Raw genomic sequence first — 14793 nt, forward strand, 5'->3', positions numbered from 1 at the left:
AAAAAAGGATGACCCATGAAGTGTCCTGTATTCCTCCCGATATTGCTCCTGACAGCGTGCGTGGGGCGCGGACAACTCGATCGGCAAGCGCCGGATTTGAGACTTGTCTATCATGACCTGGCACTGGAGACGGCGGCCGGACGTGCCGCATTGGCCGCACGTGTCGCCCAGTCGGCCGCGTCTTTCTGCCGGACCTATGATCCGCGGGATTACGAGCGGATATTTGCTCTGGGACTTGCCAATAGCGGCAATTGTCCGGGTGTGGCTGGGATCATGCTGGCACGACGCATGCCCGCACGCGTACGCCGGGCCTATCAGGCGGGGAGGCGAGGTGAGTAGCGATCTCAAGGTAAACTGAGAAAGCGTACGCCGGTATCCGTCCGGCAAGCGATGTAATGCTCGACCTCCCTGATGGTCGATCGCTGCGACCACGGGGCTACAGGAGGGACGGCGGGAGATATGTTACACCCTATTGTCCCATATCGCTGGCGCGAGGCGGGCGAGCCAGGCTGTCGATCGTGCCGAGTTTCCCTTTGCCGAAATGAAAACCAGCGTTGGATGACTTCCAATCGGATCCATGACGGTCCGTCTGGGTGCGTAGGTCGCGAATCGCCTGACAGGGGCGGGTTTTTTCCGCAGTAAAAGACGTCTTCATAAGATTCGGCCGAGTAGATTGATAACGTTCTCATGTAGGTACATCACTACATTGTGCCCTGCTGGCAACAGATCGCGGGAGAATGGCGAAAATCGAACTGCCTTGCCGTGGCTGAGCCAAAAAATGGCTTGTCCCATGACAGGTTCGTTGTTCCTCTGACCCTCAGAACCACCCGCGCAAGCCGGGCGGCGAGCCGGGAGAGGGGGAAATGAGCCCGACTGAATTGAGCGTCGCGTTCTTCCTGCAGATGTTCGTCATCGTCGCTGCTTGCCGGGTGATGGGCTGGCTGATGAAGCGCTTTTTCGATCAGCCGCAGGTGATCGGCGAAATGATCGCCGGCATCGTCCTGGGCCCATCGCTATTCGGATTGCTGGCGCCCGATCTGCAGCATTTGCTGTTTCCCAAGGATACCAAATCGGTCCTGTATGTCGGCGCCCAACTCGGCGTCGGGTTGTACATGTTCCTGGTCGGCCTGGGCTTTCGCACCGACCATTTCAAATCCAACGCGCGCAGCGCGGTGGCGGTTTCGCTGTCGGGCATGATCGCGCCGTTTCTGGTGGCGATTGGACTCACGCCGTGGCTGCTGAACCTCGGCCTGTTCGGAACGGGCATCGGCGCAGGGCAGGCGACCTTGTTCATGGGCGCGGCGATCTCGATCACGGCTTTTCCTGTGCTCGCGCGGATCGTTCAGGAGCGCGGATTGTCGAAGACACCGCTGGGTTCGCTGTCCCTTTCGGCAGGCGCGATCGACGATGCCGGTGCCTGGACGGTGCTGGCGATCGTGCTGGCGAGCTTTGGCGGCGGAGCACCGCTGGCGATGAAGGCAGTCATCGGCGGCGGCCTGTTCGCCTTCTTCATGCTGACTATGGGGCCCAGGGTGCTGGCGCCGCTCGCGCGCTGGGCCGAGCGCGAAGGCCGGATCACGCCGCCCCTGCTCGCCACGGTCATCGCATTGTTCATGCTGAGCGCCTGGGCGATGGATGCTGCGGGTCTCCATTCTGTATTCGGTGGCTTCCTGCTCGGCGTGGCGATGCCACGCGGCATGCTGAGCCATGAGCTCAAGAAGCAGCTCGAGCCATTCACGGTCGCGCTGCTGGTGCCGATGTTCTTCACCTTTTCGGGCCTGAACACCCAGCTCTCGATGGTGAACAGTATCGAACTCGCCGCGGTGGCCGGTGTGATTCTTGCCGGCTCGATCCTTGCCAAGGGCGGCGCCTGCTGGGCGGCCGCTCGCCTGACCGGCCAGGATAATCCGACTGCGATGGCGGTCGGCGCATTGATGAACGCCCGCGGGCTGATGGAATTGATCATCATCAATATCGGCCTGCAAAAGGGGATCATCGGGCCCGCATTGTTCTCTATGCTGGTGATCATGGCGCTGGTCACGACGTTGATGGCGTCGCCGTTGTTCGAACTGGTCTATGGTCGAAAGGCGCGGGCCAGCGGTATGCTCGGTGCACTGAACGAAGAGGAGGAGACCGTCGCGCGATCCGGCGCCCCGGCCGCCTGGCCTTCGGTCCGGGAGCGGGATGCGTGAAGCACGGTCATGGAGGATCGTGGATTTCAAACCAAGTGACGGAGTTCGGTTCGATATGTTCGGCAACCATATCCTCGACGGCAGAGACGCCGCCATGGCCCAGGGATCTGTCAAGCAATGACCAGTGCAGGCAGGCAAACACGCAGGATCGTGATCGCAGGCGGTGGTACCGCAGGCTGGATGATGGCGGCGGCAATCTCACGGACGCTGGGCCGTGCGGTCGACCTGACCGTTGTCGAATCGGAGGCGATCGGCACGATCGGAGTCGGCGAATCAACCATCCCGCCGCTGGTGAATTTCAACCGCATCCTGGGCATTCCGGAACCCGAATTCATGCGGGAGACGCAGGCGACTTTCAAACTGGGCATTCTGTTCGACAATTGGAAGCAGGACGGCGATCGCTATTTTCATAGCTTCGGCTCGTCGGGAAAGGATCATTGGTCGGCGGGCTTCCAGCATTTCTGGCTTCATGGCCAGACGCGTGGACATCAGCAATCCTATGACGATTATTGCCTTGAACTGGTCGCCGGGCTTCAGGGCAAGTTTGCGCATCTGCCTGAGAACCGGATGAACTATGCCTATCATGTCGATGCCACGCTCTATGGCCGGTATCTGCGCAAGCTGGCCGAGGCGGAGGGGACGACGCGCGTCGAGGGCAAGATCGCTCGTGTCGAACTCGACGGGGAAAGCGGCGACATCGCGGCGCTGGTGCTGGAGGATGAGCGCCGGATCGAAGGCGATTTCTTCGTCGATTGCACAGGCTTTCGCGGATTGCTGATCGAAGGCGCGCTCCATGCCGGGTTCGAGGACTGGACCCATTGGCTGCCGAACGATTCCGCCATCGCGCTGCAGACCAAGCATCTCGGGCCGCCGCAGCCCTATACTCAGGCGATCGCGCATGACGCGGGCTGGCAATGGCGCATTCCGCTGCAGCACCGCATGGGCAGCGGCATCGTTTATTGCAGCCGCTACCTGTCGCGCGATGCGGCGCTCGATCGCCTGGTTTCAAGTGTCGGCGAGCCGTTGATCGACCCGATCTATCTGAGCTTCAAGGGCGGTGTGCGGCGGCGGCAATGGTACCGCAATTGCGTCGCGGTCGGGCTGGCGGGCGGTTTCGTCGAGCCGCTGGAGGCGACTACCGTTCACCTCATCCAGCGCGCCGTGCTGCGCGTTATCCGGCTGATGCCGAACGGGCGGGTCAGCGAACGCGATGCCGTCGAATTCAACGAACAGCAGTTGCAGGACATCACGCAGATCCGCGATTTCATCATCCTGCATTACAAGGCAACCGAACGCCGCGACAGCCCGTTCTGGCGGCATTGCGCCGACATGGAAATCCCGGACTCGCTTGCTCAGAAGATCGAATTGTTCCGTGAGACCGGTCGTGTGTTTCGCAAGAACGAGGAACTGTTCGCGGAAAACAGCTGGGTGCAGGTGATGATGGGGCAGGGGATCATGCCGCGGGCCTATCACCCGATTGCGGAGAAGCTGGGCGAGGATGAACTCGACAGGCTGCTCTCGACTCTGCGCGACAATGTCGCGCGAACCGTCGCGACGCTGCCGGCGCATCAGGCCTATGTCGAACAATATTGTCGCGTCGCATCACCGCAGAAACGGGTTACGATCTGACCCCGCAAGGATCTTGCCTGGAAATGCGTCTGTTCCGGACGAATTATCGATCCACCCGCGCATCGCCATAGCTCCCGCCAAGTGGTTCTCCGCGCGCAAAACCGGTCAGAAGATGTTGAAGCGATGCGGGCTGTCGCGTCGACAGCCGCTCCTCACCCCTGGTTTCGAAGGCGTAGAGACCGTGCTCCACACCGGGATAAACGATAACCGAGAGCGGGCGGCCCGCCTTCTTCAAGGCGATGAGGCGGCGATAGGTTTCCAGATAGGGTGCGTCGATGTCGTCTGCGCCCAAGATCCAGAGCTGCGGCGTCTTCAGCGTGCGCAGAACCGGCATCGGGTCATAGTCGGGAATGATCCCGGCAAACAGGCGGGGCCCCTGTTCACGTAACCTGGCCTCGGGCATCTGTAATACGATCCCGGTGATGTTGCCGCGTACAAAGCGGAACCAGGGCTCGCCCTTGTACTTCTCGACCACGAGGCGAAGCGCGTCATAGCCGGACTGGAATTTGTCGCGGGCGATAGCCTGCGCGGCTGCGCCGATCTCGAGCGCCTTGGCGGTCTCCGCAGCGCCGAAGCCGTGCCGGCTCATGTCGAGTTTCAGCGCTTCGCGATCCTCGTCGATGGGCGACACGGCGAGCCCATATCCGACGATCACGAAATCGGCCTGGCCAAGCGTTGCGGCAAGCGGTGCGGTCCAGCCGCCCTGGCTGGTGCCGTAATAGCCGATGCGGCCAGCCCTCGCGCCGGCCAGCGACCGGGCGGTTTCGAGCGCGGCGTGCGCATCCGCGGCCAGTTGATGGATGTTATGGGTGAACGCGCCCTTTGAGGATCCTGTGCCGCGCTTGTCATAGACGAACACACCGATGCCCTGCGCCGCAAGGATCCGCTGCAGTGCATAGGTACGCAGTGCAGAGCTGTCTTCCGATCCATGGACCAGCACCACGATCGGAACCGCGCGCCGTCCCAGGGGCAAGATGAGGCGACCGGCAAGTTCGGCGCCGTCGCTGATGAAGCGCTTTTCCGTCGTTGTGAGCGGCAGACGTTTGCCGACCATGTCGGCAAAGCGGATCTCGCCGCGGTCGCAGCGCAACAGGTCGACGGTCTTTCCGTCGTCACGCCCGGTCCAGCCCAGCGTGCTCGACCATGCACCGTCCAACTTGCGGGATAACAATCCCGAGGTGCCGTCCAGCCTCCGCCAGCGATAATGGCTGTCGTCGGATGGCGCGAGATCGACGCCGGAACCGTCGGCAAGCCGGTAATAGGCCGGTGCGCATTGGGCGGCCGGCGTCGGGAGTTGGTCTTTGGGCGAGGGCTGGGCCAGAGCGCAGAGCGGCGTCACCAGCCCGGCCAGGATCAACGTTCCCATTGTCTTCGCATACTGCATCGTTCGAGTGGGTACCTGGTCATTCCGGTACAGTCCCGATACACTTTGTATCGTTTCCACCGGTACACTGGATCGCGCCGATGCTTGCTTCGCACAATCGTACCGAGATGGTCGCGGCCTGGGTGGAAGAGCGGATCGGCAATCGGCTGTTCTTGCCGGGCAAGCGCATCCCTTCGGTGCGTCGACTAGCGCAACTCCTCGGCGTGTCACCGTTCACCGTTGCCGCGGCGTTTGAAAACCTCGCCGTCGCGGGCTTGATCGAAGCGCGTCGCGGATCCGGTTGCTATGTGCGCGCACCACAGCGGGCGGAGCCGACGACGGTTGAGCCGCCGCAGGTCAATCTCGCCTGGCTGATGCACAACATGCTCGCCTCCGCTGCCGCGAAGGGGCCTGGTATGGGTGTGCTGCCAGCGGGCTGGCTGAACGGATCGGCCGCCGCGGCCGCGCTTCGGGCCATCGGCCGCGAGCCGCCCGCACGGCTGCTGGAAGCAGGCAAGGCGCAGGGATTCGAGCCGCTTCGGCTGATGCTGCAATATCGGCTGGCAGCACTCGAGATCGAGGCCGATGCCAGCCAGATCATATTGACCACGGGCGTCACCCATGGACTCGATCTGGTGCTTCGGACGCTGGTCAGGCCTGGCGACACCATATTGGTGCCGGCGCCGAGCTGGTTCGGTGCCTTTGCCATCCTGGCCGCGCATCGGGCCCGTGTCATCGCCGTTCCCTGTACCGCGGATGGACCTGATTTAAGCCAGCTTGCGCGCCTGATCGCCGAAGAACGGCCGCGGATGCTGGTGCTGAGCGCGACCGCGCAGAATCCGATCGGCTTCACCCTCTCCATGTCGGCGATCGACGCCATCCTGGCCATGGCGCGGCAGCACGGCACTTTGGTGTTCGAAGACGATATTTATTCCGATTTCGGTGCGGAAGGGGCCACCCGCCTTGCTGCGCGGGACGGGCTGAATCAGGTTATCTATGCCGGCAGTTTTTCCAAGACGCTGTTGGGCAACGCTCGGGTTGGTTTTCTTGCGTGCCGCCGCGACCATGCAGCGATGCTGGCCGAGCGAAAGATTCTTTCGGGCTTTACCACGCCGGAAATCAACGAGCGGCTGATCCACAAGATACTTGCAGCGCGCGGGCAAGCCCAGCGGGCGGCCGAATTGCGTCGCCGCGTCGCGGATGCCCGCGCGAGCCTGCAACGGCGGCTCGAAGCACGCGGGTTTCGCGTCTGCGGAGAGCCGGAGAGCGGCATGTTCCTATGGGTCGATCTGGCATGCGATGCCGACGAAGTTGCAGTGCGGGCCCGGTCAAAGGGCCTGCTGGTCGCGCCAGGCAGCCTTTTCTTCCCTGATCCGCGCCAGTCCAGCTTCGCGCGGTTCAACGCGGCGAGTTCGACGACGGGTCTTGATGCCGTGCTGGACCTGGCAGTCGCGAGATGATCATCTCGCGACTGCCAGGCCCTGCCGGCACCGGTCAGAAGTTGAGCCGGATTCCGCCATTGACCGTGAAGGCGCGCAGGCCCGAGCCGTCGTCGAGGTTGCCGACGAGGAAGGCCGAGAGACGCCCACCCCGGGCATGGCCGATGACGCCAACCGAATAGCGTACGGCGTCGTCCCAGCTTGTGGTGGTCAGCGCGAAGTTGGTTGCCGGCGTACCGAAGCTGAAAGTCCCGGCGTCGCCGCGCGACCAGTTCTTCATCGCCGCCGCACTGGCGAAGGGCTCGACCACCAGTTTATCGTCGCTGCCGGCGCGATAGGACAGCCGCAATCCGGCCTGGCCGACCTTGGTCTTGTCGCCGCCCGGCGAATAGGCACTGATCGCGTCGATCGTCAGGTTGTCGATCCGGCTGTCGGCATAGTTGAAGCCGACGAACGGCGTTGCCGCAAAGCCGCTGCTGCCGCCGACGCGGTAGGAAGCGTGGATCGATCCGGCGGTTGCCCGGCCGTCGACGTCCTTCTTGGTGTTGCCGAACAAGGTCGGCAGGACCATGTCGTATTTGCGCCATTCGCGACGGAGCTGCCCGTCGATGGTGAGCGCCCCGTTGCTGATCGCGACATAGCCGCCGACAAAGCCTGTATCGACCGCCAGCCTTTCGTTCGCGGACGGATGGGCGACGCCATCGTACCAGCCGCCGGTGACCCCCAGATGCGCGACCCAGTTGCCGCCGAAGTACAGGCCCAGATCGGCGCCCAGCTGGATCGCCTGATGGTCGGTGCGCAACCGGTTGACCGAGTTGAACGTGACCCCGCCGCCGCTGATCGAGGATGCGATCCTCTGTTTGGTATGTCCGCCCGAACCGCGCATCCACAGGCTGAACCTTTTGTCGCCGGCCGCCGCATCGGTGCGTGGCGTGATATAGGGGCTGATCGGCGCGTCGAGCAGCATCGAAGCGGATTCGGCGATATAGGTCAGGCCGCCGAGCGCCGTCGAGGACGGGTTGATCTGCTGGATCAGGCCAAACTGGGTATTGCTCGCCGGATTGCGCCCGAAGCTTTCGAGGATGAACCCGGTGTTCGGGAAGATCGTATTCGACGTGAAGGTGCCGACCGCGGCGCCCGGGGTTACCGTCACCACCGGCAGGAAGCCGCCGGCGACGAAGCTGCGTGCGCCGACGCGGTTCATCGTCACATTGGTATTGCCCGACGCCGCGCCACCGATGTTCAGGCGATCCGCGGTCGCGGTGACCGTGCTGTAATCGGCGAAGAACTGCCCGCCGCCGGTATAGGCGCCGCCGACCGTGACGACGTTGCTGGTCAAATTGTTCTGCGCGTTGATGATCCCGGTGTTGGTCATCGCCCCGTTGGTGGTGAAGGTGCCCGCTCCGGCGAAGTTGATCCGGTTCGAGTTGTTGGTGTTGCCGAGGAACAGGATCGTCCCGCCGGCGCCGATATTGGCGATGCCCGCATTCACGAAGCTGCCCGAGACACTGGATGCGCCGGACCCGAAGTTCGCGATTCCGCCGGCCGCATTGGTCACGGTCGAGGTCGCGACAGCCGAACCGGCCACATTGAGCGCACCGTTCATCGTGCCGGTGTTGGTCAGCGTGAAGCTGCCGCCGTTCAGCGTTGCCTGCACGGCTCGACTGGTGCCGGTGAGCGTCCCGGAATTGCCGATGGCTGCACTGCCGGTACCGGTAGCCTCAATCCAGATACCGGCCGCGCCTGAGATCGACCCGGCATTATTGACGGCCATCGCAGCATCGACACTGGCGAAGTCGACGCCGATGATGCCGGCGATCGTGCCGCTGCTGGCCTGGTTGACGGTGAGGGCGCCAACTGCGCCGGCACCCGTCGAGGTCAGTTGCACGCCGATATTGTCGCCTTCGACCAGACCGGCATTGTTGACGGTGATCGCACCAGAGACGGTCGACTGGTCGATGCCGATCAATGGATCGATCACACCGGTCGCGCTGATATTGGTGACGATGTCGCCAACGGTCGAGATGCTCGCGACACCCGCAGCCGCGGCATTGATCGTGCCGTCCACGTTAATGGTCGTGGTGCCCGAGGACTGGCCGCTATCGGTGAAGATACCATATGCGCCGACCGCGTTGGCGGTCACGGTATGGCCGGCGGTCAGCGTGACGTCGATCGTACCGGTATTGGCCGCCGCAGCCGTGTTGAGTGCGACGATTGCCGTCGTACCGGTCGAGCTCACATCGCCCGCCGCCACGACGATGTTGCCGCCATTCGCTTGCGCCAGGATGCCGTTGCCGGTGGTTGCGGTGACGGGGCCAAATGCCGCCACCGTGCTCGAGCCGCTGCCGCGATTGGTCGCGATGATGCCGGTCGTGCCGGAGGTGGCACCGGCGGTCACGTTGACCGCGCCAGTTCCGGCGGCCGAGCTTTGCTCGGCAATAATCGCCGCATTACCGGTCGATGTCACAGCGCCGGTATTGACGGTGACGGCGCCACCGGTCGAGAGCGCGTAGACGCCGATGCCGGTGGTCACATTGACCGCGCCGACCGTGGTCACTCGGGTCGCTCCCGTGCCGAAATTCTCCGCATCGATGCCGAACCGGGCATTGACCGCGCCGTTGGTGGTGACGTCGATATTGCCAGTCGCAGCGGCCGGGAAGACCGCAGCGACAACGGCCGCATTGCCCGCCCCGATATCGCCATTGGCGACCACCGTGACATCGGCGGTCGTCGACTGGGTCCGGATGTCGATGCCGTTCTGGCCTGCCGCCAGCGCGCTGACCGCACCGGTGGTGACGCTGATATCGCCGCCGAGCGCGGTATCGCCCACGACGATACCGTTGCCGGCAGTGGAACTGCTCGCGCCCGAGATATCGACCGTGACCGTGCCCGCACCATTGTTGAGGATGTTCGCCGCATCGCCGGTGCCGCCGACAAATCCGCCAGCGCCAGTGACCGAGATGTTGCCCGTGCCGCCAGTGCCGCCGATCAGGGTCAGGCCGCGCGTCGCGCCGGTCACCGTATCGGCGACGCTCACGCTCACCGCGGCGTTGCCGTTTGCCAGGATGCCCTCGGCGGCAGTGCCGGTGACCGTACCGTTGGCGGTCACGTTGATTGCGCCAGTGCCGGCATTGAGCGCGAAGATACCCGTCGTGCCCGAGACATTGCCCGCGGTCACATCGACCACGCCCGCGCCGGCGGCCGAAGTCTGCTGAGCGACGATCGCCGCCGCGCCGGTGGATGTGACGTCGCCCGCATTGACCGTGACGTTGCCGCCGGTGGTCAGCGCGAAGATGCCGTTTCCGGTGGTCGTGTTGACCGGACCGACGGTGGTCACGCTGGTCGAGCCGCTGCCGAAATTCTCGGCATCGATGCCGAACCGCGCGTTGACCGCGCCATTGGTCGTCACGTCAATATTGCCGGTCGCAGCGGCCGGGAAGACCGCCGCGACAATGGCCGCATTGCCTGCCCCGACATCGCCATTGGCGACCACCGTGATATTGGCGCCGGTCGACAGGGTTCGGACGTCGATCCCGTTCTGCCCTCCCGCCAACGCGCTGACCGCACCCGTGGTGACGCTGATGTCGCCGCCGAGCGCGGTATCGCCTACCACAATGCCGTTGCCGGCGGTCGAGCTGCTCGCGCCCGAGATGTCGACCGTAACCGTGCCCGAACCGTTGTTCTGAATGTTCGCCGCATCGCCGGTCCCACCGACAAAGCCACCGGCGCCGGTGACCGAGATGTTACCCGCACCGCCAGTGCCACCGATCAGGGTCAGGCCGCGCGTCGCGCCGGTCACCGTAGCGGCGACGTTCACCGTTACCGCATCGTTGCCACTGACGTTGATGCCCTCGGCGAAAGTGCCGGTCACCGTACCGTTGGCGGTCACAATGGTGGCGCCGGTACCGGAATTGTTCGCGAAGATGCCGGTCGTGCCGGAGACATTGCCCGCGGTCACATCGATCACGCCCGCGCCAGCGGCCGAGGTCTGCTGCGCCACGATCGCCGCGGCGCCGGTGGATGTGACATCGCCAGCATTGACCGTGACATTGCCGCCATTGGTCTGTGCGTAGATGCCATTGCCGGTGGTCGTGTTGACCGGGCCGACGGTGGTCACACTGGTCGAGCCGGTGCCAAAATTCTCCGCGTCGATGCCGAACCGCGCATCGATCGCGCCATTGGCGGTCACGTTGATATTGCCGGTTCCAGCACCTGGGAAGATTGCCGCGACGATGCCGGCATTGCCCGCCTGGATATCGCCATTGGCAACCACCGTGACATCGCCGGTCAGCGACTGAGTCTGGATATCGATCCCGTCCTGGCCACCTGCCAGCGCGGTGACCGCGCCGGTGGTCACGCTGATGTCGCCGCCGATTGCGGTGTCACGCACCACGATGCCCTCGCCGCTGGTCGAACCGCTCGCGCCGGAGATGTTGACCGTGACCGTGCCGGCACCGTTGTTCTGGATGTTCGCCCCGTTACCGGTGCCGCCGAAGAACCCGCCGGCGCCGGTGACGGATATGTCACCCGCGCCGCCGGTCCCGCCGATCAAATTCAGGCCGCGCGTCGCGCCGGTCACGGTATCGGCGACATTCACCGTTACCGCATCGTTGCCATTGACGTTGATACCCTCGGCAAACGTGCCGGTGACCGTGCCATTGGCGGTGACGCTGGTCGCGCCAGTGCCGCTGTTGGTGGCCTCGATGCCGGTCGTGCCCGAGACATTGCCCGCCGTCACGTCGATCACGCCCGCGCCGGCTGCCGAAGTCTGCCGCGCGATGATCGCGGTATTGGCAGTAGCCGTCACGTCACCCGCATTGACCGTGACGTTGCCGCCGGTGGTCAGCGCGAAGATGCCATTGCCGGTGGTCGTGTTGACCGGACCGACGGTGGTCACACTGGTCGAGCCGGTGCCGAAGTTCTCGGCATCGATGCCGAACCGCGCATCGATCGCGCCGTTGGCGGTGACGTTGATATTGCCGGTGCCCGCAGCCGGGAAGATCGCCGCGACGATGCCGGCATTGCCTGCCTGAATATTGCCATTGGCAACGACAGTGACATCGCCGGTCAGAGATTGGGTCTGGATGTCGATGCCGTCGCGGCCAACCCCCAGCGCGGTCACTGCGCCGGTGGTCACGCTGATAGCGCCGCCCGCCGCGGTGTCGCGCACCACGATGCCTTCACCGCTGGCCGAGCTGCTCGCACCGGAGATGTCGACGGTGACTGTGCCCGAGCCATTGTTCTGGATGTTCGCTGCGTTACCAGTGCCGCCGACAAAGCCGCCAGCGCCGGTGACCGAGATGTTGCCTGCGCCCCCAGTGCCGCCGATCAGGTTCAAACCGCGTGTCGCGCCGGTCACGGTATCGGCGACGTTCACCGTCACCGCATCGTTGCCGCTGACGTTGATACCCTCGGCAAAAGTGCCGGTGACCGTGCCATTGGCGGTCACAGTGGTCGTACCAGTGCCACTGTTGGTGGCCTCGATGCCGGTCGTGCCGGAGACATTGCCTGCGGTCACATCGATCGCGCCCGCACCAGCGGCCGAAGTCTGTCGCGCGATGATCGCAGTGTTGCTGGCGGCGGTGACATCTCCGGCGTTGACGGTGACGTTCCCGCCCGTCGCCAGCGCGAAGATGCCATTGCCGGTGGTCACATTGACCGGGCCGACCGTCGTCACGCTGGTCGAACCGGCACCGAAATTCTCTGCGTCGATGCCGAACCGCGCATCGATCGCGCCGTTGGCGGTGACGTTGATATTGCCGGTTCCCGCAGCCGGGAAGATCGCCGCGACGATGCCGGCATTGCCTGCCTGAATATTGCCATTGGCAACGACAGTGACATCGCCGGTCAGCGATTGGGTCTGGATGTCGATGCCGTCGCGGCCAACCCCCAGCGCGGTCACTGCGCCGGTGGTCACGCTGATAGCGCCGCCCGCCGCGGTGTCGCGTACGACGATACCCTCGCCGCTGGCTGAGCTGCTCGCGCCGGAGATGTTGACCGTGACCGTGCCGGAGCCATTGTTGAGGATATTCGCGGCATCGCCGGTGCCACCGACGAACCCGCCAGCACCGGTCACCGAAATGTTGCCCGTGCCTCCGGTGCCGCCGATCAGACTCAGGCCACGCGTCGCGCCGGTCACCGTGTCGGCGACCGTCACGGTCACTGCACCGTTACCGGCCGCCTTGATGCCCTCGGCAAATGTACCGGTGACTGTGCCGTTGGCGGTGACGCTGGTCGCGCCGGTGCCGCTATTGGTGGCTTCGATACCGGTCGTGCCGGAGACATTGCCCGCGGTCACGTCGATCACGCCCGCGCCGGCTGCCGAAGTCTGCCGTGCGATGATCGCAGTGTTGCTGGCGGCGGTGACATCACCGGCATTGACGGTGACGTTCCCGCCCGTCGCCAGCGCGAAGATGCCGTTGCCGGTGGTCGTATTGACTGCGCCAATCGTGGTTACACTGGTCGAGCCTGTGCCGAAATTCTCCGCGTCGATGCCAAACCGCGCATCGATCGCGCCGTTGGCGGTGACGTTGATATTGCCGGTTCCCGCAGCCGGGAAGATCGCCGCGACGATGCCGGCATTGCCTGCCTGAATATTGCCATTGGCAACGACAGTGACATCGCCGGTCAGCGATTGGGTCTGGATGTCGATGCCGTCGCGGCCAACCCCCAGCGCGGTCACTGCGCCGGTGGTCACGCTGATAGCGCCGCCCGCCGCGGTGTCGCGTACGACGATACCCTCGCCGCTGGCTGAGCTGCTCGCGCCGGAGATGTTGACCGTGACCGTGCCGGAGCCATTGTTGAGGATATTCGCGGCATCGCCGGTGCCACCGACGAACCCGCCAGCACCGGTCACCGAAATGTTGCCTGCGCCTCCGGTGCCGCCGATCAGACCCAGGCCACGCGTCGCGCCGGTCACCGTGTCGGCGACCGTCACGGTCACTGCACCGTTACCGGCCGCCTTGATGCCCTCGGCAAATGTACCGGTGACTGTGCCGTTGGCGGTGACGGTGGTCGCGCCGGTGCCACTGTTGGTGGCTTCGATACCGGTCGTGCCGGAGACATTGCCTGCGGTCACATCGATCGCGCCTGCGCCGGCTGCCGAAGTCTGCCGTGCGATGATCGCAGTGTTGCTGGCGGCGGTGACATCACCGGCATTGACCGTGACGTTCCCGCCGGTCGCCAGCGCGAAGATGCCGTTGCCGGTGGTCACATTGACCGGGCCGACCGTGGTGACACTGGTCGAGCCGGTGCCGAAGTTCTCGGCATCGACCCCGAACCGCGCATCGATCGCGCCGTTGGCGGTGACGTTGATGTTGCCGGTGCCCGCAGCCGGGAAGATCGCAGCGACGATGCCGGCATTGCCGGCTTGAATATTGCCATTGGCGACCACCGTAACATTGCCGGTCAGCGATTGGCTCTGGGCGTCGATCCCGTCCTTGCCGCCCGTCAGTGCGGTGACATCGTTGGTCGTTACCGAAATGCCGGTGCTGCCGGCGACGTCGCGGACGGTAATGCCTTCGCCTGTCGCTGCGGAAACATTGCCTATGTTGATGTTGATTGAACCGACACCGCCGGTCTGCACCGCATCGAACCCGTTCCCGGCACCGTTGTTGGTAATGCTCCCGCCCGTATAGGTGATCACGCCACCGGCCGCCGAAAGCGACAGCGCTGCGGTGCCGCCGACAGTCGGCGTGTTGCCGGCATCGACGCTGATCGAGCCATTATTGGTCACCGTAAGGCCACCGCCCGCAGTGTTGACGAGCGAAAGGCCATTGCCGCTGACCGCAGCGCCCGCATCCACATTGAGGATGATCGGCGTGGCGATCGGGCCGGAATAACCGCGATCAGTGGGCGGGCTGGCGGGATAAAGGGTGTCGGTGGTGACGGTCGTGTCGCAGGTGACCGTGACGCCGCCGACAAGGCAATCTGCCCAGGCCTGTCCCGGAGCCAGCAGGCTCGCGCCTGCAAGGGCGGCCATTGCGATGGTCGATCGCAGCGCAAGCCGGCTCGCCTGCGAGCGCAGGTTCCTCCGAAGTGCTGATTTTGTGGAAGTCTGTCCGGCAATCGAAGTCGAACGAGCTACGGACTTGTAAGTGCACACCATGAACCTGCCCCTTTTTAGTGCAGCGAGTTGGTGCGACCCCCCGGTTCAAGCCGGAGCGATGTT

6 protein-coding genes are annotated in these 14793 nt (G+C 64.4%); 4 read left to right on the forward strand and 2 right to left on the reverse strand.

Features of this window, described 5'->3' with window-relative positions:
• Positions 1-15: 15 nt before the first annotated feature.
• The 3 genes from H3Z74_RS24860 (at position 16) to H3Z74_RS08095 (ending at position 3821) form a co-directional block, all read left to right on the forward strand.
• A complete protein-coding gene (locus tag H3Z74_RS24860) occupies positions 16-339 on the forward strand; it encodes a UrcA family protein (protein ID WP_390901788.1) in 324 nt (107 codons plus the stop codon).
• 524 nt (positions 340-863) lie between these two features.
• On the forward strand, positions 864-2192 hold the full coding sequence (locus tag H3Z74_RS08090) for a cation:proton antiporter (RefSeq protein WP_187763387.1): 1329 nt from the start codon (positions 864-866) through the stop codon (positions 2190-2192).
• Positions 2193-2309: 117 nt separating this feature from the next.
• Positions 2310-3821, forward strand: coding sequence for a tryptophan halogenase family protein (locus tag H3Z74_RS08095; RefSeq protein ID WP_187763388.1), 1512 nt, complete (start codon positions 2310-2312; stop codon positions 3819-3821).
• Between the two features lie 43 nt (positions 3822-3864).
• On the opposite strand, the gene H3Z74_RS08100 is transcribed toward H3Z74_RS08095, so the two are convergent.
• Complete coding sequence (locus H3Z74_RS08100) at positions 3865-5187, reverse strand: alpha/beta hydrolase family protein (RefSeq protein ID WP_187763389.1); 1323 nt, start codon at positions 5185-5187, stop codon at positions 3865-3867.
• Between the two features lie 170 nt (positions 5188-5357).
• Here H3Z74_RS08100 and H3Z74_RS08105 point away from each other — a divergent pair, with 170 nt between their 5' ends.
• The gene (locus H3Z74_RS08105) at positions 5358-6644 is read left to right on the forward strand and encodes an aminotransferase-like domain-containing protein (protein ID WP_229726971.1); all 1287 of its coding nucleotides are present in this window, start codon (positions 5358-5360) and stop codon (positions 6642-6644) included.
• 34 nt (positions 6645-6678) lie between these two features.
• Here the strand turns inward: H3Z74_RS08105 and H3Z74_RS08110 are convergent, their stop codons facing one another.
• Positions 6679-14604, reverse strand: a complete 7926-nt coding sequence (locus tag H3Z74_RS08110) for a hypothetical protein (RefSeq protein WP_187763391.1) — start codon at positions 14602-14604, stop codon at positions 6679-6681.
• Positions 14605-14793: the final 189 nt, after the last annotated feature.

This window comes from Sphingomonas alpina, from assembly GCF_014490665.1.
GTDB classification, from domain to species: Bacteria; Pseudomonadota; Alphaproteobacteria; order Sphingomonadales; family Sphingomonadaceae; genus Sphingomonas; species Sphingomonas alpina.